A 21757-nucleotide genomic window follows, 5' to 3' on the forward strand; every position below is an offset into this window, starting at 1 on the left:
CAGTATCGCTCCATCGTCAATGTTGTCGATGGTGATCGGGCTAAACGTGCTTCGCGTTAATTTTGTGCAACGCCTGATTGCATGCTTATCGTCAGGTTAACGCTGCCCGTGCAACTTGAAGGTTTTCCGAGCGTCTCCGCACGACGATGGAGCGCTCGGTTGCAGAGCCAACCGAAGCGCTCAGGGACGGGCAACGAGGTCTAGAGATGATGACGGATGCGCTTGCGACCGGTGAACATCGCGCCGATCAGGTTCTCGCGCTGGAGCATCCCCATCAGCACAACGCCGAGCACGTGCAGGACGACCAGCACGATGACGGCGTCCGAAGCGTAGGCGTGGGTGTCTTCGACCCACCAGACGCCGAAGAAGGTGGTTGTCACCGACATCGCTCCCGTGATCGCCGAGACGGCGAGCGAAGCCAGCAGCGCCACCAGCATCAACGTGCCAGCCGGATTGAGCCCGATATAACGGCCGGTGATGCCGCGGCGCAGATTCCAGAGATATCCCGGCGCCACGCGCAGCCTGACGCCGATCATGCGAAAGCGCGAATAGCGGCTTCCCAGGAAGCCCCAGACCAGGCGAAAGGCCAGAAGGCCGATGACCGCATAGCCGGCGATGCGATGAGGTCCGTCATAGACCGTGGGCGTGAACCACGCCACCAGGACGCAAGCCGCTAGAATCCAGTGCCAGAGACGCAGCGGGAGATCCCAGACCGCGACCGTCCGCGAAACGGATCGATTCGCGGGGGTCCTGTCGGACGCCCCGCGCGGTTCCGGCACCGCTTCTGCCATCAGGCCCGATTCGCCTTGCGACTCACTTTGCGATCGTGTGCTTCAGGCTGAGATCTTCGGGGCTGTAGAACAGCTCGTAGAGCTTGCCTTCCTTGACGCCGTAGACCTCGTAGCACGAGCCTTCGATCTTGGAGCGCCGCACCTCGTAGCCGAGCGCCTTGGCCTTGGCTTCGGCTTCGCTGGCCGGCTTCCACGACGCCTTGTCGAGCTTGGTGCAGTCCTTGAAACCGTCGGCCATCGCCGCCGAGCCCGTACCAATCCCGATCGTCAGTGCAATGGCAACAACACGAATGACCTTCACGAACGTCTCCTCCTCTGTCGTGTGCGCTGATGCTCAGCGCGAAGCGCAGCCGAAGGAAGCAAAGGAGGTGATGAAGTCAATCCGGTTCGGGGCGACCGGTCTTAGATTCATTCTAACGGAGGCCAAAAGATCAGCGCTCTCCGCATGCAGCGCGCATTGGATACACTGCAGCCATACGCCTCAAGGGTCGAAAGACGCGGCCGCTAGTAGCCGGCAACCGCAAGCGCCACGACGGCGCCCAAGCCGACCCAGCCGAAATGGCGGCCGCGCGTCGCCCAGGCATTGGCGAGCGCGGCAAAGCCGAACACGATGGCGAGCGTGACGATGATCCAGTGCCGGGCGAGGCTCGACTGCATCCAGGGCGCAGCGAGCAGCAGCACGCCGCCGCCGATCCATGCCACCGTGCCGGCCTGCCACACCAGCCGGATCAGCATGCGCAACCGCGGCGGTTCGATCGTGGCGCGGGCGAACACCTTGGTCTCGCCGAGCATGCCGTGGATCAGCGCCAGCACGATCGCGGCGACGCCGGAACATTGCAGCAGGAGGTCGCGCATGACGGAAACTCCCTATCCATACAGTTATGTATGGTATGGACCCGCGCGCGGCCGTCTGTCAATACACTCGTGTATGGTCCGAACCCGGGAACCGACATGACCGAACAGCTCTCCGCCGACGACTGGATCAAGCAGGGGCTCAAGGCGCTCGCCGGGAACGGCTTCACGGCGCTGAAGGCCGATCCGCTCGCCAAGGCCATGGGCGTGTCGCGCGGCAGCTTCTACTGGCATTTCGCCGATCTCGGAGCCTTCCACGCGGCCTTGCTGAAGCGCTGGCGCGAGATCGCGGCCGAGCAGATCATTGCCGACGTCGAGGCCGGCAGCGACGAGCCGCTGAAGGCGCTGTTGCGACGATCCTTCGGCGCGCGGCTCGACCTCGAGCGTGCCGTGCGCAACTGGGCGGCCTTCGACGCGTCGGCGCAAGGCGCGGTCCGTGCGATCGACCGCCGCAGGCTCGACTATATCGAAACGCTCTTGGAGAAGCGGGGGCTCGCCCCGGCCATGGCGCAGGCGCGGGCGCAGATACTGTACTGGACCTTTCTCGGTTTTGCCTTGTCGGGGACGCCGGTGCCGCCGGCGCGGCTTCAGCGCCTGGAGGACGAGATCCTGCGGATGGTTTCCGCGTGAGCCGCGACAGCCGCGATGGGCCGACGCGATTTTCTGTGCTAGAGGCAACCCGACCGCCGGAGACCATCATGAACGCGCCCACCGAACGCCCCGAAAACAGCGTCGACCCCAAATTGCTGGAGATTCTGGTCTGCCCGCTGACCAAGGGCCCGCTGGAATTCGACGCCGCCCGGCAGGAGCTGATCTCGCGCAGCGCAAAGCTCGCTTATCCGATCCGCGACGGCATCCCGATCATGCTGCCGGAAGAGGCGCGCAAGATCGATTGAGGAAGGGCGAATGGTGAGTAGCGAATAGCGAATGGACGCTATTCGCTACTCACCATTCACCTGCTCACAACGCCTCGCCCTTCAACAGCCGCGGCACCTCGCCGGTGAGTCCGGCCGCCTGGCGGATGAAGAGATTCTTCAGCGGCGGGGCGCGGTCGACGAGGCCGAGGCCGATATCGCGCACCGTGCGCAGCAGCGTCGAGTGGTTGGAGAACAGGAAGTTCAGCGAGTTGGTGGCAACGCCCATCGCCATGGTGTCGAAGCGGCGCCAGCGCTGGTAGCGCTCGAGCACGTCGCCGCCGCCGATATCCATGCCGAGCCGCGCGGCATCGACGACGACCTCGGCCAGCGCCGCGACATCCTTCAGACCCATGTTGAGACCTTGGCCCGCGATGGGATGGATGACATGCGCGGAATCGCCGACCAGCGCGAGGCGTTCGGCGATGAAGGAACGCGCCACGAAATAGGACAGCGGGAACGCGCGCGGCTTGTCGAGCGCTTTCACCTCGCCGAGATGCAGACCGAAACGCTGCTCGAGCTCGCTGTGAAACTCTTCCTCGCTCAACGCAACGATCCGCGCAGCCTCAGTGCGGCCCTCGGTCCACACCAGCGACGAGCGTTTTCCCGAGAGCGGCAGGATCGCGAACGGACCGGCCGGCAAAAAATGTTCTTCGGCGCGGCCGTCGTGATCGCGCTCGTGGCCGACGGTGACGACGATGCCGGACTGGTCGTACTCCCAGCCATGGGTGACGATGCCGGCACGCTCGCGCAGCTTCGACTTCGCGCCATCGGCCGCGACCAGCAGGCTGGCCGCGATCACGCTGCCGTCGCCGAGCGTCACGTCGATGCCGTCGCTGCGCGCGTCGTAGGACGACACGGTGGTGGCGCGGAGATCGATGCCCTCGGCCTCGGCGCGCACCACCAGCGCATCGATCAGGCGGCGGTTCTCGACCATGTGCGCGAAGGGCTCGCCCGGCGCGACATCGCCGGCGAAGTTCAGGAACACCGGCCGGGTGGCATCCTCCAGCCTGGAATCGGTGACCACCATGTCGAGGATCGGCTGCGCCTCGCTTCTGACGTCGTCCCAGGCGCCGATCGCCTCGAACAGGCGGCGGCAGGCCGCCACGATCGCGGTTGCGCGCGGGTCGCGGCTCGGACGCGTGTTGAGCGCGGGATCGACGACGATGACGGGAATCTCGGGCCCGAGCCCCTGGCGCAGCGCCAGGGCCAGCGCCAGCCCTGCAAACGCGCCACCGCCAATGACAATGCTACCCTGTACCGACATACCCAGATTCCCGGCTGAAACTTCGCCTATTCCCGGTCTTGCTAGCAGACTTGAGGTGGGCGAAACAGTGCGGTGAAACAAGGGCGGAACGGCCCGACTGTGTCATTCCGGGGCGCGACGAAGTCGCGAGCCCGGAATCCATAACCACAAGCCGGGGTTATGGATTCCGGGCCTGCGCCGTTCCGGCGCATCCCGGAATGACGATTTGAGAGAGTTGTTGTCATGTCCAAAAGCCTGATCGACCTGATTTCGATCCTCGATCTCGAGCAGCTCGAGGTGAATCTGTTCCGCGGCAACAGCCCGAAGACGAGCTGGCAGCGGGTGTTCGGCGGCCAGGTGATCGGGCAGGCGATGGTGGCGGCCTGTCGCACCGTCGAGGGCCGGCTGCCGCATTCGCTGCATTGCTATTTCATCCTGCCGGGCGACCCGCAGATCCCGATCATCTACCAGGTCGAACGCCTGCGCGACGGCAAAAGCTATTCGACCCGCCGCGTCACCGCGATCCAGCACGGCAACGCGATCTTCTCGATCATGGTGTCCTTCCACGCCGAGGAGGAGAGTGCGTTCGACCATCAGGACAAGATGCCCGACGTGCCGCCGCCGGAAAAGCTCACGGCGGAGGAGGTGGCGAAGCAGCCGATGTTCAAGGAGATGCCGGAGTTCATCCGCCGCTACTACGAATCCGATCGTCCGATCGAGCTGCGACCGGTCGAGCTTGGCCGTTACTTCGGCCAGAAAATCGACGACGGCCGCATTCACGTCTGGATCAAGACCGCGGCGACGCTGCCGGACGACCCGGCGCTGCACATGTGCGCGCTCGCCTATGCCTCGGACTTCTCGCTGCTCGACGCGATCATGGCGCGCTATGGCCGCACGCTGTTCGACAAGCGCATGATGCCGGCGAGCCTCGACCACGCGATGTGGTTTCACCGCCCGTTCCGCGCCGACGAATGGCTGCTTTACGCTCAGGATTCGCCGAGCGCGCGCGGCGGCCGCGGCCTGACCCGCGGCTCGATCTTCAAGCCGGACGGCACGCTGGTGGCTTCCGTCGCGCAGGAAGGCTCCGTGCGCGAGCGGAGGAGCTGACCACCTGAAGCGCGACGCGATTGAGGTGAATCGTCATCGCGCTTTAGGTTGTTGTTTGAGCATGATCTCCGCGCAAACGCGTTCCGCGTTTGTCGCGAAGGAAAACCGCCGCGCACTTTGCGCTAACGCGGCCCTTCGGGTCCGGATCATGCCTTAGACGGAGCCGCGCGGAGCGAGCTCGGTCTGCGAGGCGAACCAGTTCATGATCCAGCGATACACCCACGGGATCGGGATGATGAAGCCGCACAGGATCGCGGCGACGATCCCGCGCCAGAGGATATCGAGGCCACTGCCCTTGAAGACGATCTCGCGCCGTGTGCCTTCGATGCTGCGGCAGAACCAGCGCATCTGGGCCGCGGCGACCCACGCCCAGCCGATGATGGTGATGATGGAGATCGCGAACAGCAGGTTCCAGCCGATATAGGCCCAGATCGAGCCCGTGAAGCTCAGCCCGAGCGGCTGCCCGTTGGACGCGAGATTTGCGACCAACCATTTGACCAGCAGCCAATAGAGGACGATCTGCACGATGAACAGCAGGTTGCTCAGCAACTGGCTGCCGATGAAGGCGATGGCGATCGCCAGGACGATGAAGCCGAAATACCAGGGGACCAGCGTCATCGCATCGCCGGTGAAGCTGAGGTTCGGCCGTCCCGGGACCCTGACGCAGGACACGATCCATTTCGTGTACCAGACGAACACCCACGGCGCCGGGATGACGAAGATCATTCCGATCAGCAGGACGATGCTGCGCCAGGTGAACTCGAGGATGCCGAAATCGACCGACAGCGATCCTGCGCTCGCACCACCATAACCGCCGGAGCCCATCATCGGCGGGCCGCCGGCCGGCATCATCGGCGGCGCGCCGCCGCCTCCGACCAGGCCGGGGATTTCGGCAGCTTTCTGCCAGCCGGCCATGCCCTCGGTCCACACCAGCGTGTCCGGGCGCACGACGCCTTGGGCAATGAGATCGCGGAATTGCCCTTCCGGGAATGGCCCCTGCTGCTTGCCCTCGGATGCGTAGAACCAACTCGCCATGAAGCGTCCCCCTGAACATACTTATGTACTGGCCGGGATGCCTGGGTTCATCGCATCCATGCCAAAAATGCATTGTGAAGGATGAACGGCTGCCCTGTACAGAGGCGGCCGTTCATAGGGCCAAACGTTTTTCCGCTTCAATCTGCAACTTTTTTGTGCCATTTGCCCGGAAAGATGCCAGATTGACGCAGCGCCGGGGACATACGGCGCGGCGCATCCCGGGGAATAGGCCTGACCATGAAACTCGTCGTCGCGATCATCAAACCCTTCAAGCTCGATGAGGTCCGCCAGGCCCTGACGGCGATCGGCGTCCACGGCATGACCGTGACCGAGGTGAAGGGCTATGGCCGCCAGAAGGGGCACACCGAGATCTATCGCGGCGCCGAATATGTCGTGAACTTCCTGCCGAAGCTCCGGATCGAGATCGCGGTCGCTTCCGACGTCGCCGACAAGGCCGTCAGCGTGATCACCGCGACCGCACGGACCGGGCAGATCGGCGACGGCAAGATCTTCGTCACGCCGATCGACCACGCGCTGCGCATCCGCACCGGCGAAACCGACAGCGACGCGCTCTAACTTTTGTTCTGACGCGTTTCTTGACGCGAACCGGTATCCGCTTCGCTCGAAAACGCTCTGATACTTCGATCGCACCGGGCAACGACGCCACAGCGTGCGACGTCATCACTGCTGGGGGAAATGACATGGCGGGATTGTTGCGCCGCGTAGCTGTCATGGCTGCGCCGATCGGACTTGCATCCATCATTGCGTCGCCGGCACACGCCGCAAGCTCCGAGATCAACACCGCCGACACCGCCTGGATGATCGTCGCCACCGCGCTGGTGCTGATGATGACGATCCCGGGGCTGGCACTGTTCTACTCCGGCATGGTGCGCAAGAAGAACGTGCTCGCCACCATGGCGCAGAGCCTCGCCGCGGTGACGCTGATCTCCATCCTCTGGGTCGCGTTCGGCTATTCGCTCTGCTTCGTCGGCGATGGCCCGTGGATCGGCACGCTCGACCGCTGGTTCCTCGCCGGCATGACCATGGACAGCGTCAACCCGGCGGCGAAGACGATCCCGGAATCGCTGTTCATGCTGTACCAGATGACGTTCGCCATCATCACGGTGGCGCTGGTCGCAGGCTCGGTCGCCGACCGGATGCGGTTCTCCGCCTATCTCCTGTTCTCCGTCGCCTGGTTCATCTTCGTCTATATTCCGCTGGCGCATTGGGTGTGGGGCGGCGGCTTCCTCGCCAGCATGGGCGTGCTGGATTTCGCCGGTGGCCTCGTGGTGCATCTGTCGGCCGGCACCGCCGGCCTCGTCGCCGCCAAGGTAATGGGACGCCGTCATGGTTACGGCAGCGAAAATCTCTCGCCGTTCGATCTGTCGCTCGCGGTGATGGGCACCGGCCTGTTGTGGGTCGGCTGGTTCGGCTTCAACGGAGGCTCGGCGGGCGCAGCCAATTCGCGTGCGGTGCTGGCGATCATCGCCACCCATCTCGCCGCTTGCGCCGGCGCGCTGACCTGGGGCGCGATCGAATGGTCGACCCGGCGCAAGCCCTCGGTGCTCGGCATGATCTCCGGCGCGGTGGCGGGACTCGGCACCATCACGCCGGCCTCCGGATTCGTCGCGCCCTGGCATGGCATCGTCATCGGCATCATCGCCGGGGCGGTCTGCTACTGGGCCTGCACCTGGCTGAAGCACCGCTTCAACTATGACGATTCGCTCGACGTGTTTGGTGTCCACGGCATCGGCGGGCTGACCGGCACGCTGCTCGCCGGCGTGTTCGCAACCAGCGCGATCGGCGGCACCGCCGGCCTGATCGAGGGCCATCCGCAGCAGGTGTTGATCCAGCTCTACGGCGTCGCCGTCACCTTCGTCTGGTCGGCGGGCGTGAGCTTCATCCTGCTCAAGCTGGTCGGCCTGTTCGTGCCGCTGCGCGTCTCGCGGGAGCACGAGCTGGAAGGACTCGATATCTCGCAGCACGGCGAAGCGCTCCAGTAATCGGGACTTGCGCAATACATAAGTAAATGCTTATGTGTTGGCATGATCGAAGCCGACATCTTCAAGGCGCTGGCCGACCCGACGCGCCGAAAGGTCTTTGAGAAGCTCGCTGGCGGAAGCCTGAATGCCAGCGCTTTGCGCGACGGATTGGAGATCAGCCAACCGGCGATGTCGCAGCATCTCGCGGTGCTGCGTGCGGCAGGCCTGGTACGCGAACAGCGGCAGGGCCGCTTTGTGAACTACGAGGTCGACCCGGACGGGATCGCCACCATCGGGACATGGCTTGCGCGCTACCGCGCCTACTGGCCGAAGCGCATGGAAGCGCTCGCCGGTCTCTTGAAGGACATGGATCAGTAAGGATCTGGATCAATGAGCGACGCAGTGAAACCTGATCCCTCCGACCCTGCCCTGGTGCTCGAATACGACCTCGATGCGCCGCCGGCAAAGGTCTGGCGCGCCGTGACCATTCCGGCCCTGCGCGAGCGCTGGCTGCCGGATTGCGACCTTGCGGGCGCCGAGCCGGAAACATCGATCCCGGGCGAAGAGGTGCGCTACCGCCTCCGCGATTCCGAACCGCCATTTCGTGAGAGCCACGTCATCTTCAGGATCGAGCCGAACGAAGACGGCGGCACGCGCTTTCGCATCATCCAGCAAGCCTGCGCTATCAGCGTAAAACTGCCGCAGCCGGACAACAGCAATTGCTGCCTGATGCGCGCAGCGGCCTAGCAAAAAAGACTTCGTCATCTACAGAAATGGGAGGTCGCCGATGCGCGACATGCTTCAGCTCGTCCCTATGGTGGTCGAACAGTCCAGCCGCGGCGAGCGATCCTTCGACATCTATTCGCGGCTCCTGCGCGAGCGCATCATCTTCCTCAATGGCGAGGTCAATGACGCGATGTCGGGCCTCGTCTGCGCGCAGCTCTTGTTCCTGGAGGCGGAGAATCCGAACAAGCCGATCAATCTCTACATCAACTCGTATGGCGGCGTGGTTACCAGCGGCCTCGCGATGTACGACACCATGCAATTCATCAAGGCGCCGGTCCATACGCTGTGCATGGGCACGGCGCGCTCCATGGGCTCGTTCCTGCTGATGGCCGGCGAGCCCGGTCACCGCGCCGCCCTGCCCAATGCGAGCCTCCACGTGCATCAGCCACTCGGCGGCTTCCAGGGCCAGGCATCCGACATCCTGATCCACGCCAATGAGATGCAGGAGACCAAGCGGCGCATCATCCGCCTCTATGCGCAGCATTGCGGGCGGACGGAAGAGGAGGTCGAACGGACACTCGATCGCGACCACTTCATGACCGCGCAGCAGGGGGTCGAGTGGGGCTTGGTCGACCGGGTTTTTGCAGAGCGCGACGCGGCCTGATGTGCGATAGCGGGTCTCAGCCGGATACCTTTCCCAGGCTCGTTCGCTCGCCCCGGCTGTCGTCTAGCGCGCATCTCGTGAGCAGCGGGAGCAAAGGCTCGATGTTTCTCGGGCCTCGCCCGTAATAAAATACCTTTCCGCTGCCCGACGCGTAAGCAACATTGTGTCGGCAGCCTGTCGTGCCCTTATTTTAATCAGGGCTGACCACGTATTAAGCGCGACGTAATAGCGCACTGCGCCGCAACACCCGTCAAACGCGAAAACCCCCGTTTTCATAGTCCGTTAGGCAATGCGCCCGATCTGGCACGGCATTTGATTCTAGGGGTCCGGCTGTGCCCGCGTAGTGAAACGTCTCCCTCGTGGCGAACCAGTCGAGAAACGCCCGGCCATGTCCGGACCGGGCCCAAGCGGGGATAGGACCCATGAAAATTGTTATGGCGATTATCAAGCCATTCAAGCTGGAAGAAGTCCGTGACGCCCTGACCGCCATCGGCGTTCACGGTCTCACGGTGACGGAAGTCAAGGGATATGGCCGCCAGAAGGGCCATACGGAAATCTATCGCGGCGCCGAATATGCCGTGAGCTTCCTGCCCAAGATCAAGATCGAGGTCGCTGTCGCCTCCGACCAGGTCGACAAGACCATCGACGCCATCACGTCCGCCGCGAAAACCGGGCAGATCGGCGACGGCAAGATCTTCGTCATCAACCTCGACCATGCGGTGCGCATCCGCACCGGCGAGGCCGACGCCGCGGCCCTTTGATTTCGCGCTCAACCTTTATCCAATCAGGAGTGAATAAAATGACGTTCAAGCGTCCCTATGGCACGGGATTGGCGGCTCTCGCAGCCGGCCTGTTCGCTGCGACCGCAGCCTACGCCGAGCCAACGGTCAACAAGGGAGACAACGCCTGGATGCTGACATCGACAGTGCTGGTGCTGTTGATGACGATCCCCGGCCTCGCGCTGTTCTACGGCGGCCTGGTCCGTTCCAAGAACATGCTCTCCGTCCTGATGCAGGTGTTCTACACCGTCTGCGTCGTCACCGTGATCTGGGCCGTGTACGGCTACAGCCTCGCCTTCACCGGCGGCTCCGACTTCATTGGCGGCTTCTCCAAGGCCTTCATGATGGGCGTCACCACCGATTCGAAGGCCGCGACCTTCTCGGTCGACGCCAACATCTCGGAGCTCATCTACATGTGCTTCCAGATGACCTTTGCGGCCATCACGCCCGCCCTCATCGTCGGCGCTTTCGCCGAGCGCATGAAGTTCTCGGCGATCGCTCTGTTCATCCCGCTCTGGGTCACGCTGATCTACTTCCCGATCGCGCACATGGTCTGGTACTGGCCCGGCCCGGACATGATCCAGGACGCTGCCAAGGCGCTCGCTGCGGCGGGTGATGCGGCGGCCAAGACCGCGGCGCAGGCCAAGCTCGACGAGATCAACGCCGACGCCGGCTGGATCTTCAAGATGGGTGCGATCGACTTCGCGGGCGGCACCGTGGTGCACATCAACGCCGGCATCGCAGGCCTCGTCGGCGCTCTCCTGATCGGCAAGCGCGTTGGCTATGGCAAGGAGCTGATGGCTCCGCACTCGCTGACCATGTCGATGATCGGCGCCTCGCTGCTCTGGGTCGGCTGGTTCGGCTTCAACGCCGGCTCCAACCTGGAAGCCAACGGCGGCGCTGCCCTCGCCATGACCAACTCCTTCGTCGCCACCGCAGCCGCCGCGCTGTCGTGGATGTTCGCGGAGTGGATCATCAAGGGTCATCCCTCGGTGCTCGGCGTCATCTCCGGTGCCGTTGCAGGCCTCGTGGCCGTCACGCCTGCCGCCGGCTTCGCCGGTGTGATGGGTGCGATCGTCCTCGGCCTCATCGTCGGCGTGGTCTGCCTGTTCTTCTGCACCGTCGTGAAGAACGCACTCGGCTACGATGACTCCCTCGACGTGTTCGGCGTGCACTGCGTCGGCGGCATCGTCGGCGCCATCGGCACCGGCATTCTCGTCAACCCCGCGCTCGGCGGCGCCGGCATCATCGACTACACCGCGATCCCGCCGAAGGTTGCCGACTACGACTTCACGGTCCAGGTGCTCGCCCAGCTCAAGGCGGTCTGCACCACGCTGGTGTGGTCGGGCGTCGGTTCGGCGATCCTCTACAAGGTCGTCGATGTGATCGTTGGCCTCCGTGCCAATGTCGAGAGCGAGCGTGAAGGCCTCGACATCACCGAGCACACCGAGCGCGCCTACAACATGTAACTCTCCTCCCGGTCGCGGTCTCATCCGGGACCGCGACCAGAACTACGGTTTGGGCACATACCCGGCAATGCCCCGACCGTTGAGGGGCTCCAGCGCAAGTTGGAGCCCCTTTCTTTTGACCCGACAAAGCGTTTTCGAGCGAAGTGGATCCCGGTTCGCGTAAGGAAAACGCGTCAAGACAAGAACCTAGAGCCCCGTTCCGATTCCATCGGAACGGAAGTGGCTCAAGGGCGAAGAAAAAGATTGCCATTCCGCATCGTCGGCGCAGAAATATCGACCTCAAGAACAACAAACCGGGAGGTCGTCATGCGTTTGGAAGGTGGATGCTATTGCGGCGAAGTGCGCTACGTGGCCGAAGGCGATCCGATGATGCAGGCGCAATGTCATTGCCGCGAATGCCAGTACATCTCGGGCGGCGCACCCAACACCTTCATCGCGATGCCGGCAGCCGGCTTTTCCTACATCACCGGGCAACCCAAGCAATTCACGCGCAAGGACCTCGCGCGCGCGGTCACGCGCGAATTCTGCGCCGAATGCGGCACGCATCTGGCAACCAAGGTTCCCGGCCTGCCCGCCGCGGTCCTGAAGGTTGGCACACTGGACGAGCCGGCGCAGTTCCATCCGCAGATGGCGATCTACACCTGCGACAAGCAGGAGTTCCACGCGATTCCCGCGGGCATGGCGACATTCGAGAAGCTGCCGGGGCGCTAGCCGCCAAACCTCACGAAACGCGGCAGAAAAGGCCGTGGATGGCCGGGACAAGCCCGGCCATGACGTCCCCAGGCGTCTGCGTCCCGTTGTTATCCGGCCTCATTATTCCGGCTCTGGACGGAGGTGGCGGCCGATGGTTAATCGCGTCTTAACCTCGCCCTATCTATGGTGAACTGAACCATTTCCCGCCGGCGCTTTCGCGCGACCGGCTGTTCCAAGAGTGCTGGCGCCCAGAATGGCTATGACCGCTTCATCCCGCGCGCCGCTGGCCGGTGGAAGCTCCGATAACGAACGCTCGCCCTTCGTCCGGCTGAACGAGCTGCTGGCCCCGCATCAACCGGGCAAGCCCTTGATTTCGCTCGCTGTCGGCGAACCCCAGCATCCCGTGCCCGACTTCGTCGGCCCGGAGCTGGCCAGGCACATCGCCGATTTCGGCCGTTACCCCGCGAACAAAGGCACCGACCCGTTCCGCAAGGCTGCCGGCGCCTGGCTGTCGTCGCGCTTCAGGTTGCCGCGGCCGCTCGACCCCGAGAGCGAGATTCTCGTCCTCAATGGCAGCCGCGAAGGGCTGTTCCTCGCTGCGATCGCGGCGGCACGCTATGTCGGCCTGCGCCCCGGCAAGCCAGCCATCCTGATGCCGAACCCGTTCTATCCGGTCTATGGCGCCGGCGCGGGCGCTGCGGCCTGCGAGCCGGTCTATCTGCCGACCACGGTCGAGAACGGTTTCCTGCCGGATCTCGATGCCATCGACGAGGCGACACTGGCGCGCACGGTCGCGTTCTATCTGGCCTCGCCCGCGAACCCGCAGGGCTCGGTTGCCAAGCCCGACTATTTCAGGCGGTTGAAGCAGCTCGCCGACCGCTACGGCTTCGTGATCCTCAGCGACGAGTGCTATTCCGAGATCTACACCCGCGAGGCCCCGGGCAGCGCGCTCGAATGCGCCGGCCCCGACTTCACCCGCGTGGTGGCGTTCCAGTCGCTGTCGAAGCGCTCCAACCTGCCGGGCCTGCGCGTCGGCTTCGCCGCCGGCGACAAAAAATTCATCGGCATATTCCTCGAGCTGCGCAACATCGCGGCGCCGCAGGTGCCGGTGCCGCTTCAGCATGTCGCCACCGTTGCCTATGGCGACGAAGCGCATGTCGAGGAGAACCGCAGGCTCTACCGGATCAAATTCGATCTCGCTGACCAGATCATCGGCAATCGTTACGGCTATCGCCGGCCTGACGCCGGCTTCTGCGTCTGGCTCAATACGTCCGAGCTCGGCGACGACGTGTCCGTAACTTTGAAACTCTTCAAGGAAGCAGGCGTGCGCGTGGTGCCCGGCAGCTTTTTGGCGCGACAGCAGCCTAACGGATTCAATCCCGGTGCAGGCTACATTCGCCTGGCGCTGGTGCAGGATGGCGAGACCACGGCACAGGCGCTGCACCGCCTGGTCGAGACTCTGGGTTAGGCGGGGCCCATGAGCATGTCGGCAATCGAACGTGTCATTCCACTGGTCGGCCATCTGCCGCCCTCGATCCGCGAGGGGCTGGCGCGGCGTCTGCGCGAGCTCACCGGCCTCGGCCTGGTGGCGCTGTCGGGCGTCGCCTCGGCCGCGCTGATGACCTGGTCGGTGCAGGATCCCAGCCTCAGCCACGCCACCTCGCGGCCGATCCGCAACATTCTCGGCTATGCCGGCGCGATCGGCGCCGACCTTGCGATGCAGATCCTCGGGCTCGGCGCGATCATGCTGGTCCTGACGGTCGCGGTCTGGGGCTGGCGCATGATGACGCATCGCCCGTTCGACCGCGAGGCGCTGCGCCTCGGCTCCTGGATTCTCTGCACGGTGATCGCGGCGGGCTTTGTCAGCTGCTGGCCGCATGGCGGCGCCTGGCCGCTGCCGACCGGGCTCGGCGGCGTGGTCGGCGATGCCCTGGTGCGCACGCCGGCCGTGATTTTCGGGCCGCCCGGCATGATCTACCGCACCGTGCTCGGTGTGATCCTGTTCGTGGCAATGGCCGCGACGTTCCTGATCGCCTGCGGGCTTGGTGCACGCGAGCAGGATGAGGAGCACGCCGAGATCGAGGAGGACGACAAGCCGCTCGACGAGGACGAGGTGAGCGATCGCGGCTCGGTGTCGCTGGGCTGGCTGTTCCACGCCTTGATGAGCACAAAGGCGCGGCTGATCTGGCTCTTCGGTGCCGCTTATCGCTCGCTGGTCTCGAGCGGACCCAAGACCAAGGCGGTTGGGTTCAGCCGCCAGGAACCGAATCTCGGCGGCGGCCGCGCCGCGCCTTCGATCTCGCCGCAATCCGAAGACGAGGACTACGAGGAGGAGCACGAAGACGAGGAAGAGGAGGAGGAGGAAGAGGAGGAGCCGGCCGCGCGCGCACCGCGCAAGAAGGCTGCGGCGAAGGCTCCTGGCAAGAAATCCTCCGACAAGTTCGACCTTCCCTCCGTGTCGATGCTGGCGGCGCCGAAGGCCGCCGATCGCCAGCCGCTCAGCAAGGCCGAGCTGGAGGCCAATTCACGCGCGCTCGAAGGCGTGCTGCAGGACTTCGGCGTGCGCGGCGAGATCGTGAAGGCCAATCCGGGTCCTGTCGTCACGCTGTACGAGCTGGAGCCGGCGCCCGGCATCAAGTCATCTCGCGTGATCGGACTCTCCGACGACATCGCCCGCTCGATGAGCGCATTGTCGGCGCGCGTCGCCGTCGTGCCCGGCCGCAACGCCATCGGCATCGAGCTGCCGAACGCGCATCGCGAAAAGGTTTACTTGCGCGAATTGCTGGTGGCGAAGGAGGCGACCGAGACGGTCGCAAAGCTGCCGCTCTGCCTCGGCAAGACCATCGGCGGCGATCCCGTCATCATCGATCTCGCCCGCACGCCGCACATGCTGATCGCCGGTACCACCGGCTCGGGCAAGTCGGTCGCCATCAACACCATGATCCTCAGCCTGGTCTACCGGCTGCGCCCGGACCAGTGCCGGCTGATCATGGTCGATCCGAAGATGCTCGAACTCTCGGTCTATGACGGCATTCCCCATCTGCTCACGCCGGTCGTGACCGATCCGAAGAAGGCGGTGGTCGCGCTGAAATGGGCCGTGCGCGAGATGGAAGAGCGCTACAAGAACATGGCCAAGCTCGGTGTGCGCAACATCGACGGCTACAACACGCGCCTGCTCGAACTGAAGGCCAAGGGCGAAGAACCGACGCGCACGGTGCATACCGGCTTCGACAAGGAGACCGGCAAGGCGATCTACGAGGAAGAGAAGCTCTCACTCGACCCGTTGCCCTACATCGTCATCATCGTCGACGAAATGGCCGACCTGATGATGGTCGCCGGCAAGGACATCGAAGGTGCGGTGCAGCGCCTCGCGCAGATGGCGCGCGCCGCCGGCCTGCACGTGATCCTCGCGACGCAGCGTCCGTCGGTCGACGTCATCACCGGCACCATCAAGGCGAACTTCCCGACCCGCATCGCCTTCCAGGTCACCTCCAAGATCGACAGCCGCACCATCCTCGGCGAAATGGGCGCCGAGCAGCTGCTCGGTCAGGGCGACATGCTCTACATGGCCGGCGGCGGCCGCATCAGCCGCGTGCACGGACCTTTTGCCTCCGACGAGGAAGTCGAGAAGGTGGTGCGTCACCTCAAGACGCAGGGACAACCGGAATATCTCGAAGCTGTCACCGCCGAGGAGCCCACCGAGGACGAGGACGGCGCGGTGTTCGACGCCACCGGCATGGGTGCCGACGGCGGCGGCGATCTGTTCGCGCAGGCCGTTGCGATCGTCAAACGCGACCGCAAGGCCTCGACCAGCTACATCCAGCGCCGCCTGCAAATCGGTTATAACCGCGCCGCATCGCTGATGGAGCGCATGGAACTGGAAGGCATCGTCGGACCTGCCAACCACGCCGGCAAGCGTGAGATCCTGGTCGAGGAAGAAGACAGCCATATGTGAGGCAAGGGCCTCAACACATAATTTCACGCAAAATCGATATCCGCTTTTGCCCGAAATCACGCTAAAAGGGCGCCCAGCCACGTTAGGACGACGCGTTGATCAGATCTCCGGACATTCGACTCGCTGCCACCATCGCCGCGCGACGGGCGCGGATGGCCGGCGTGGTCCTCGTCGCCACCGCGATGGTGACTGCGACGTCGCTCGCACAGACCGTGCCCGTGCCGAAGCCGGCGCCGAAGGGCCGTGATGGCGGAGCGTCCGGCGGCGGACCCGCGGTCACCGGCGCAACCCAGATGCCGCCGAATCCGGTCATCCCCGATCCGCGCCGCAACGTGCCGAGCAGCATCTTCCAGACCTTCGATGCCAATCAGAAGGCGCAGGCCGCAAGGGTCAGCGCTTATCTTTCCTCGCTCCAGACGCTGGTCGGGAATTTCGTCCAGGTCGGCCCCGACGGCAGCAAGACAAAAGGCGACTTCTACATTCAGAAACCGGGCAAGGTCCGCTTCGAATATGATGATCCGAGCCCGATCGACATCGTCGCCGACGGATCGTCGCTTGTGGTGCGTGACCGCAAGCTCGCGACCCAGGACGTCTATCCGCTGTCGCAGACGCCGCTGCGCTTCCTGCTGTCGGACCGCATCGACCTGATGAAGGACACCAACGTCGTCAACGTCTCGGCCGACGACGTCTTCGTCAGCGTCACCATCGAGGAGAAGCAGGCGCTGGTCGGCACCAGCCGCCTGCTGCTGATGTTCGGCGCCAAGGACGGACAGCTGAAGCAATGGACCGTCACCGATCCGCAGGGCTACGACACCACGATCGCGATCTACAATCTGGATTCGAGCAAGAAGCTCGATCCCGGCATGTTCAAGATCGATTTCACGAACTACGGCCCGTCGCCGGGTTGAGACCCGATGGCTGCTCCGATGATCGTCATGCCCGGGCTTGTCCCGGGCATCCACGTTTTGGGGCCCACAAAAAGGCGTGGATGGCCGGGTCAAGCCCGGCCATGACGGATGGAGTTTGTTAGATCGTCCTCATGCGTCTCTCCCTGACAACCTGGAACATCAACTCGGTGCGGCTGCGCATCGATCTGGTCGCGAAATTCCTCAAGAGCGCGCGGCCGGACGTGCTGTGCCTCCAGGAGACCAAGTGCATCGACGACGCCTTTCCGCTGAAGCGCTTCAAACGGCTCGGCTATGAGCATGTCGCGCTGAACGGGCAGAAGGGCTATCACGGCGTCGCCATCGTCTCGAAGATTCCGTTCGAGTCGAAGGACATCCGCACCTTCTGCGACAAGGTGGATTCGCGCCACATTTCCGTATCCTTCGGGACGCAGGCCAACATCGCAAAGCCGCTGGTGCTGCATAATTTCTACGTGCCCGCCGGCGGCGATATTCCCGATCCTGCCCTGAACGAAAAATTCGACCACAAGCTTCGCTTCCTCGACGAGATGAAGGCGTGCGAGCCGCTGCATCCGCGCGGCGAGGACCGCCACATCCTGGTCGGCGATCTCAACGTCGCCCCGCACGAGAACGACGTGTGGTCACACAAGCAGCTTCTGAAAGTGGTCTCGCACACGCCGATCGAAACCGAGAAGCTGAAGGCGGCACTTGGCGCCGGCGAATGGATCGACGTCGCGCGCGAGCGCATCCCGATGTCGGAAAAGGTCTATACGTGGTGGAGCTACCGCTCCGCCGATTGGACCGTCGGCGACCGCGGCCGCAGGCTCGACCACATCTGGGTCTCGCGCGCGCTGAAGGACGCAGTGCAGGATTTCAATATCTTGCGCGAGGCGCGGAGCTGGGAGCGACCGTCGGACCATGTGCCGGTGACGGTGACGCTGGAGGTGTAGCCTCCGTCATTCCGGGGCGCGCGTAGCGCGAACCCGGAATCCATCCATCCGCTTTCTCTGACGCTCAATGGATTCCGGGCTCGCGACTCCGTCGCGCCCCGGAATGACAGGCGGAGAAACCTACGACGTCAGTTTCGCGCCAGCCATCAGGATATCGCTGGCGATCTGGCTGGAGCGAACCGCGAATTCATCGCGGAGACGAACCGCCGCCGCGGGATCGCTTTCGAGCACGCGCTGGAACAGGCTGCGCGCGACACGGATGACGGAGGAGTGCTCCAGCGCGGTCGCGCTCGACGGCCGCTTCATCGGGACGACCAGCGCGAGCTCGCCGATCAGCGCGCCGGGACCGGCGATCATCTCGGCGCCGGCGCCGTCATCGACCCGGAAGGCGCCGCGCTGGACCACGAAGCCGGCATCGGCGTCGTCGCCGAGATTGAACAGGACGTCGCCGCGGACGAAATTACGCTGCTCGGAACCGATCGCCAGCATGCGCAACGAGGCGTCTCCCAACAGGCGCAGTGTCGGGACTCGCTCGAGAAGCGCTACGTCGTCGTCGATTGACATTCAGATCCGAGGCTCAAGGGCGCGATCTAAAACGATTCGCACGCCCCCTGGAGCGTATCACGGCACCAGCTTGTAGCCACCGGCTTCCGTGACCAGGATTTCCGGGTTGGCGGCGTCCTTCTCGATCTTCTGGCGAAGGCGGTAGATGTGGGTTTCCAGCGTGTGGGTGGTGACGCCGGAATTGTAGCCCCAGACCTCCTGGAGCAGGGTCTCGCGCGAGACCGGCATCTGGCCGGCCCGGTAGAGGAAGCGGAGAATGGCCGTTTCCTTCTCCGTCAGCCGCACCTTGCGCGCATTGGCCGCGGTCAGCATCTTGGAGCCGGGCCGGAAGGAGTAGGGGCCGACCGAGAACACCGCGTCCTCGCTGGCCTCGTGCTGGCGAAGCTGGGCGCGGATGCGGGCCAGCAGCACGGCGAAGCGGAAGGGCTTTGCGACATAGTCGTTGGCGCCGGATTCCAGGCCCAGGATCGTATCGGAATCGGTGTCGTGCCCGGTGAGCATGATGATCGGGGCCTTGAAGCCGCCCTTGCGCAGGGAGCGGACGACCTCGCGGCCGTCGGTGTCCGGCAGTCCCACGTCCATCAGGACGAGGTCGGGGGAATTGGCCCTTGCGGCGCTCGCGCCCTTGGCGCCGGTATCGACGGCGGAGGCTTCGAATTCTTCGTGCAGCGATAATTGCTCCACCAACGTATCGCGCAGATCGGTATCGTCATCCACGATCAGGATCTTGCGGGCATTGGCCATAGGGTATCATCCTTTTGGAGTCCGGCTCGGCGCGCATGCATGCCGCGCCCGGCCGCGAGGGAAGTTTTGGGGTCGCCGTTATTATTGTTGTTCGTGTTGAAGTAGTGGGCTGTTACCGATTCACAAGCCAGAACCACTCTAACTCAAAATAGCAGGGCGTTTCGATGAATGTCCTGTAATGAATTCGACATTGCACGTTCACATGAAAAACAAAGCTACTTCAGCTAGTTACACCCTGAATCGGAGCGCCCGGGCGCTCTCTGCGATCCGCGTTAAGCCTGCCGCCGGTAATCCGCGCCGGGGATGGCTGACTGCAGGACACTTGACGATCCCGGTGGCGCTGGGGCGGGGCGGCATCCTCGCCAACAAGCGCGAGGGCGATGGCGGCACCCCGCGCGGCAGCTTCCGTCCCAGGCAATTGTGGTGGCGGGGCGACCGGCACAGCCGCCCGCAGACTTTCCTGCCGGCCCGGATGATCACCGGCGAGGACGCCTGGTGCGAGGACCCCAAAGATCGCCACTACAACCAGCCGGTTCGGCTCGGGCGGGAGCAGGGCGGCGACCGGCTCGAGCGGGCCGACCAGCTCTATGATTTCATCATCGAAATCGATCACAACACCCGGCCGCGCATCGCCGGCCGCGGCAGCGCGGTGTTCTTGCATCTGGCCCGCGACAATTTCGGGCCGACCGCGGGCTGCGTCTCCATGACGAAATCCGCGATGCTGCAATTGCTGCGGCGCCTGGGTCCGCGAACACGAATCATCATCGGGTGAGGGCACATGCTCGACAGGGATCAGATCGCCGCCGCGTCACGCATCCTCGTTCGGCATTGGCGCGATGGCACCAAGCTTGACGCGCTGGAGACGCATTTGCGGCCGCAGGGCCGCGCCGAGGGTTACGCCGTCCAGGCTGCGCTCGAAACGCAATCGGCCGCAAAACTGTTCGGCTGGAAGATCGCGGCAACGAGCGAAGCCGGACAGAGGCATATCAATGTCGCGGGACCACTGGCCGGCCGCATCATGAGCGACACCGTGATCGCCGATGGGAGCACCGCGTCGATGAAGGGCAACGAGATGCGCGTCGGCGAGCCGGAATTCGCCTTCCGCATGGGACGCGATCTGCCGCCGCGCACGACGCCGTACACCGTCGACGACGTGCTCGCCGCCGTCGACAGCTTGCATCCCGCGATCGAAATTCCCGATTCGCGCTTTGCCGATTTCGCCGGCGCCGGCGAGGCGCAGCTCATCGCCGACAATGCCTGTGCGCATCTGTTCGTACTGGGCGAGGCGACGAGCGCGAATTGGCGCGCGATGGATCTCGTCGAGGAACGGCCGGAGATCACGCTGCGGGGCCAGCGTTATATCGGCCACGGCAAGAACGTGCTCGGCGATCCCCGTATTGCCTTGGCCTGGCTTGCCAACGAGCTGCGCGGGCTCGGCATCACCTTGCGGGCAGGGGAGGTGGTGACCACGGGCACCTGCCATCCGCCGCTGCCGATCCAGGCCGGCGATCATCTTGTGGCGGATTTTGGTGTGCTGGGGAAGGTGTCGGTGGGATTCGCGTAGCCACCGCCGTCATTGCTCGCAATGACGAAATCGATAGCAATCGCGGGGCACGGCCGTCGCTAACGGCTCTTACCGATGCCCGAAGATCGCGCTCCCGACACGCACATGCGTGGCGCCGAGCATGATGGCGTTGGCGAAATCCGCGCTCATGCCCATCGAGAGGTTTTTCAAGCCGTTGCGTTCCGCGATCTTGGCGGTCAGCGCAAAATGGGCCGCCGGCGGCTCGTCGACCGGCGGGATGCACATCAGGCCGGAGATCGTCAGCCCATAGATGTCGCGGCAGCTTGCGAGGAACGCATCGGCGTCGCCGGGTGCGACGCCGGCCTTCTGCGGCTCCTCGCCGGTGTTGATCTGGACGAAGAGCTGCGGGTGCTTGTTCTGGGATTCGATTTCCTTGGCTAACGCCTGGCAAATGCTCGGGCGGTCAACCGAATGGATGGCATCGAACAGTGCGACCGCCTCCTTGGCCTTGTTGGATTGCAGCGGGCCGATCAGATGCAGCGCAATGTCGGGGTAAACAGAAGTTAACGCGGGCCACTTGCCTTTGGCCTCCTGCACCCGATTCTCGCCGAATACGCGCTGTCCGGCGGCAATTACCGGGCTAATTGCATCCGCAGCGAATGTCTTCGACACCGCGATCAGCGTGACGGACGCACGATCGCGCCGCGCGTCCTTGCAGGCACGGCTGATTTCGGCTTCGACCGCGGCGAGAGCGTTTGGTGAATCGCCGGTTAGCGGCGCTGTGCTGGCTTCTGTCATGACGTCGACTGGCTGTGATCGGAACCGAGGTAAGTCCAATTTTACCGAGTTCAAGAAA

At 64.2% G+C, this 21757-nt stretch carries 25 protein-coding genes; 17 read left to right on the forward strand and 8 right to left on the reverse strand.

From position 1 onward, the window contains the following. Window positions 1-200: 200 nt before the first annotated feature. The 3 genes from GPL20_RS21990 to GPL20_RS22000 form a co-directional block, all read right to left on the reverse strand. Window positions 201-794, reverse strand: a complete 594-nt coding sequence (locus GPL20_RS21990) for a cytochrome b/b6 domain-containing protein (protein WP_205751194.1) — start codon at window positions 792-794, stop codon at window positions 201-203. A gap of 19 nt (window positions 795-813) precedes the next feature. After that, on the reverse strand, window positions 814-1092 hold the full coding sequence (locus GPL20_RS21995) for a PepSY domain-containing protein (RefSeq protein WP_130216017.1): 279 nt from the start codon (window positions 1090-1092) through the stop codon (window positions 814-816). A gap of 203 nt (window positions 1093-1295) precedes the next feature. Continuing rightward, the gene (locus tag GPL20_RS22000; RefSeq protein ID WP_157331594.1) at window positions 1296-1646 is read right to left on the reverse strand and encodes a hypothetical protein; all 351 of its coding nucleotides are present in this window, start codon (window positions 1644-1646) and stop codon (window positions 1296-1298) included. Window positions 1647-1742: 96 nt separating this feature from the next. On the opposite strand from GPL20_RS22000, the gene GPL20_RS22005 reads away from it, so the two are divergent. Next, the gene (locus GPL20_RS22005) at window positions 1743-2273 is read left to right on the forward strand and encodes a TetR/AcrR family transcriptional regulator (protein WP_157331595.1); all 531 of its coding nucleotides are present in this window, start codon (window positions 1743-1745) and stop codon (window positions 2271-2273) included. A 68-nt stretch (window positions 2274-2341) separates the two neighbouring features. Further along, entirely contained in the window at window positions 2342-2539 is a 198-nt protein-coding gene (locus GPL20_RS22010; protein WP_027554015.1) for a Trm112 family protein, read from the forward strand. 64 nt (window positions 2540-2603) lie between these two features. Here the strand turns inward: GPL20_RS22010 and GPL20_RS22015 are convergent, their stop codons facing one another. Further along, window positions 2604-3824, reverse strand: coding sequence for a ubiquinone biosynthesis hydroxylase (locus GPL20_RS22015; protein WP_157331596.1), 1221 nt, complete (start codon window positions 3822-3824; stop codon window positions 2604-2606). Window positions 3825-4046: 222 nt separating this feature from the next. Here GPL20_RS22015 and tesB point away from each other — a divergent pair, with 222 nt between their 5' ends. Beyond that, complete coding sequence (gene tesB / locus GPL20_RS22020) at window positions 4047-4910, forward strand: acyl-CoA thioesterase II (RefSeq protein ID WP_142250742.1); 864 nt, start codon at window positions 4047-4049, stop codon at window positions 4908-4910. A 153-nt stretch (window positions 4911-5063) separates the two neighbouring features. Here the strand turns inward: tesB and GPL20_RS22025 are convergent, their stop codons facing one another. After that, window positions 5064-5945: a DUF4339 domain-containing protein gene (locus GPL20_RS22025; protein WP_157331597.1), complete on the reverse strand. Its 882-nt coding sequence runs from the start codon at window positions 5943-5945 to the stop codon at window positions 5064-5066. Between the two features lie 237 nt (window positions 5946-6182). Here GPL20_RS22025 and GPL20_RS22030 point away from each other — a divergent pair, with 237 nt between their 5' ends. The 12 genes from GPL20_RS22030 (at window position 6183) to xth (ending at window position 18068) form a co-directional block, all read left to right on the forward strand. Beyond that, on the forward strand, window positions 6183-6521 hold the full coding sequence (locus GPL20_RS22030) for a P-II family nitrogen regulator (protein WP_028176997.1): 339 nt from the start codon (window positions 6183-6185) through the stop codon (window positions 6519-6521). A gap of 125 nt (window positions 6522-6646) precedes the next feature. Beyond that, window positions 6647-7948, forward strand: a complete 1302-nt coding sequence (locus GPL20_RS22035) for an ammonium transporter (RefSeq protein WP_157331598.1) — start codon at window positions 6647-6649, stop codon at window positions 7946-7948. Window positions 7949-7990: 42 nt separating this feature from the next. After that, window positions 7991-8305, forward strand: coding sequence for an ArsR/SmtB family transcription factor (locus tag GPL20_RS22040; protein WP_157331599.1), 315 nt, complete (start codon window positions 7991-7993; stop codon window positions 8303-8305). Window positions 8306-8317: 12 nt separating this feature from the next. Beyond that, a complete protein-coding gene (locus tag GPL20_RS22045; RefSeq protein ID WP_157331600.1) occupies window positions 8318-8674 on the forward strand; it encodes an SRPBCC family protein in 357 nt (118 codons plus the stop codon). A 40-nt stretch (window positions 8675-8714) separates the two neighbouring features. Continuing rightward, complete coding sequence (locus GPL20_RS22050) at window positions 8715-9317, forward strand: ATP-dependent Clp protease proteolytic subunit (RefSeq protein ID WP_157331601.1); 603 nt, start codon at window positions 8715-8717, stop codon at window positions 9315-9317. Window positions 9318-9739: 422 nt separating this feature from the next. Next, window positions 9740-10078 (forward strand): P-II family nitrogen regulator, encoded by a 339-nt coding sequence (locus GPL20_RS22055; protein WP_008142813.1) that lies wholly within the window; start codon window positions 9740-9742, stop codon window positions 10076-10078. A 38-nt stretch (window positions 10079-10116) separates the two neighbouring features. After that, the gene (locus GPL20_RS22060) at window positions 10117-11565 is read left to right on the forward strand and encodes an ammonium transporter (RefSeq protein ID WP_157331602.1); all 1449 of its coding nucleotides are present in this window, start codon (window positions 10117-10119) and stop codon (window positions 11563-11565) included. Between the two features lie 306 nt (window positions 11566-11871). Next, window positions 11872-12276, forward strand: a complete 405-nt coding sequence (locus GPL20_RS22070) for a GFA family protein (RefSeq protein WP_157331604.1) — start codon at window positions 11872-11874, stop codon at window positions 12274-12276. Window positions 12277-12511: 235 nt separating this feature from the next. Further along, window positions 12512-13726 (forward strand): aminotransferase class I/II-fold pyridoxal phosphate-dependent enzyme, encoded by a 1215-nt coding sequence (locus tag GPL20_RS22075; protein WP_157331605.1) that lies wholly within the window; start codon window positions 12512-12514, stop codon window positions 13724-13726. A 9-nt stretch (window positions 13727-13735) separates the two neighbouring features. Further along, window positions 13736-16213 (forward strand): DNA translocase FtsK, encoded by a 2478-nt coding sequence (locus GPL20_RS22080; protein ID WP_157331606.1) that lies wholly within the window; start codon window positions 13736-13738, stop codon window positions 16211-16213. Between the two features lie 152 nt (window positions 16214-16365). Further along, a complete protein-coding gene (locus GPL20_RS22085; RefSeq protein ID WP_157331708.1) occupies window positions 16366-17121 on the forward strand; it encodes an outer membrane lipoprotein carrier protein LolA in 756 nt (251 codons plus the stop codon). A gap of 131 nt (window positions 17122-17252) precedes the next feature. Continuing rightward, window positions 17253-18068, forward strand: coding sequence for an exodeoxyribonuclease III (xth, locus tag GPL20_RS22090; protein WP_157331607.1), 816 nt, complete (start codon window positions 17253-17255; stop codon window positions 18066-18068). 120 nt (window positions 18069-18188) lie between these two features. Here the strand turns inward: xth and GPL20_RS22095 are convergent, their stop codons facing one another. Both GPL20_RS22095 and GPL20_RS22100 read right to left on the reverse strand, forming a co-directional pair. After that, window positions 18189-18632 (reverse strand): cyclic nucleotide-binding domain-containing protein, encoded by a 444-nt coding sequence (locus GPL20_RS22095; RefSeq protein ID WP_157331608.1) that lies wholly within the window; start codon window positions 18630-18632, stop codon window positions 18189-18191. Between the two features lie 57 nt (window positions 18633-18689). Then, window positions 18690-19376: a response regulator transcription factor gene (locus GPL20_RS22100; protein ID WP_157331609.1), complete on the reverse strand. Its 687-nt coding sequence runs from the start codon at window positions 19374-19376 to the stop codon at window positions 18690-18692. A 202-nt stretch (window positions 19377-19578) separates the two neighbouring features. On the opposite strand from GPL20_RS22100, the gene GPL20_RS22105 reads away from it, so the two are divergent. Further along, window positions 19579-20148 (forward strand): L,D-transpeptidase family protein, encoded by a 570-nt coding sequence (locus GPL20_RS22105; RefSeq protein ID WP_167533151.1) that lies wholly within the window; start codon window positions 19579-19581, stop codon window positions 20146-20148. A 6-nt stretch (window positions 20149-20154) separates the two neighbouring features. Continuing rightward, window positions 20155-20940: a 2-keto-4-pentenoate hydratase gene (locus GPL20_RS22110; RefSeq protein WP_157331611.1), complete on the forward strand. Its 786-nt coding sequence runs from the start codon at window positions 20155-20157 to the stop codon at window positions 20938-20940. A gap of 69 nt (window positions 20941-21009) precedes the next feature. On the opposite strand, the gene GPL20_RS22115 is transcribed toward GPL20_RS22110, so the two are convergent. Next, window positions 21010-21699: a YggS family pyridoxal phosphate-dependent enzyme gene (locus GPL20_RS22115; RefSeq protein ID WP_157331612.1), complete on the reverse strand. Its 690-nt coding sequence runs from the start codon at window positions 21697-21699 to the stop codon at window positions 21010-21012. Window positions 21700-21757: the final 58 nt, after the last annotated feature.

This window comes from Bradyrhizobium cajani, assembly GCF_009759665.1.
Classification (GTDB): domain Bacteria; phylum Pseudomonadota; class Alphaproteobacteria; order Rhizobiales; family Xanthobacteraceae; genus Bradyrhizobium; species Bradyrhizobium cajani.

Bases quoted from the DNA above. Each gene is read 5' to 3' on its own strand.
- GPL20_RS22050 (WP_157331601.1), top strand. From the start codon at position 8,715: ATGCGCGACATGCTTCAGCTCGTCCCTATGGTGGTCGAACAGTCCAGC.
- GPL20_RS22095 (WP_157331608.1), bottom strand. From the start codon at position 18,632: ATGTCAATCGACGACGACGTAGCGCTTCTCGAGCGAGTCCCGACACTG.
- GPL20_RS22105 (WP_167533151.1), top strand. From the start codon at position 19,579: ATGAAAAACAAAGCTACTTCAGCTAGTTACACCCTGAATCGGAGCGCC.
- GPL20_RS22070 (WP_157331604.1), top strand. From the start codon at position 11,872: ATGCGTTTGGAAGGTGGATGCTATTGCGGCGAAGTGCGCTACGTGGCC.
- GPL20_RS22055 (WP_008142813.1), top strand. From the start codon at position 9,740: ATGAAAATTGTTATGGCGATTATCAAGCCATTCAAGCTGGAAGAAGTC.
- GPL20_RS22110 (WP_157331611.1), top strand. From the start codon at position 20,155: ATGCTCGACAGGGATCAGATCGCCGCCGCGTCACGCATCCTCGTTCGG.
- GPL20_RS22060 (WP_157331602.1), top strand. From the start codon at position 10,117: ATGACGTTCAAGCGTCCCTATGGCACGGGATTGGCGGCTCTCGCAGCC.
- xth (WP_157331607.1), top strand. From the start codon at position 17,253: ATGCGTCTCTCCCTGACAACCTGGAACATCAACTCGGTGCGGCTGCGC.
- GPL20_RS22100 (WP_157331609.1), bottom strand. From the start codon at position 19,376: ATGGCCAATGCCCGCAAGATCCTGATCGTGGATGACGATACCGATCTG.
- GPL20_RS22030 (WP_028176997.1), top strand. From the start codon at position 6,183: ATGAAACTCGTCGTCGCGATCATCAAACCCTTCAAGCTCGATGAGGTC.
- GPL20_RS22005 (WP_157331595.1), top strand. From the start codon at position 1,743: ATGACCGAACAGCTCTCCGCCGACGACTGGATCAAGCAGGGGCTCAAG.
- GPL20_RS22035 (WP_157331598.1), top strand. From the start codon at position 6,647: ATGGCGGGATTGTTGCGCCGCGTAGCTGTCATGGCTGCGCCGATCGGA.
- GPL20_RS22080 (WP_157331606.1), top strand. From the start codon at position 13,736: ATGAGCATGTCGGCAATCGAACGTGTCATTCCACTGGTCGGCCATCTG.
- GPL20_RS22045 (WP_157331600.1), top strand. From the start codon at position 8,318: ATGAGCGACGCAGTGAAACCTGATCCCTCCGACCCTGCCCTGGTGCTC.
- GPL20_RS22040 (WP_157331599.1), top strand. From the start codon at position 7,991: ATGATCGAAGCCGACATCTTCAAGGCGCTGGCCGACCCGACGCGCCGA.
- GPL20_RS22085 (WP_157331708.1), top strand. From the start codon at position 16,366: ATGGCCGGCGTGGTCCTCGTCGCCACCGCGATGGTGACTGCGACGTCG.
- GPL20_RS22010 (WP_027554015.1), top strand. From the start codon at position 2,342: ATGAACGCGCCCACCGAACGCCCCGAAAACAGCGTCGACCCCAAATTG.
- tesB (WP_142250742.1), top strand. From the start codon at position 4,047: ATGTCCAAAAGCCTGATCGACCTGATTTCGATCCTCGATCTCGAGCAG.
- GPL20_RS22075 (WP_157331605.1), top strand. From the start codon at position 12,512: ATGGCTATGACCGCTTCATCCCGCGCGCCGCTGGCCGGTGGAAGCTCC.
- GPL20_RS22025 (WP_157331597.1), bottom strand. From the start codon at position 5,945: ATGGCGAGTTGGTTCTACGCATCCGAGGGCAAGCAGCAGGGGCCATTC.
- GPL20_RS22115 (WP_157331612.1), bottom strand. From the start codon at position 21,699: ATGACAGAAGCCAGCACAGCGCCGCTAACCGGCGATTCACCAAACGCT.
- GPL20_RS22015 (WP_157331596.1), bottom strand. From the start codon at position 3,824: ATGTCGGTACAGGGTAGCATTGTCATTGGCGGTGGCGCGTTTGCAGGG.
- GPL20_RS22000 (WP_157331594.1), bottom strand. From the start codon at position 1,646: ATGCGCGACCTCCTGCTGCAATGTTCCGGCGTCGCCGCGATCGTGCTG.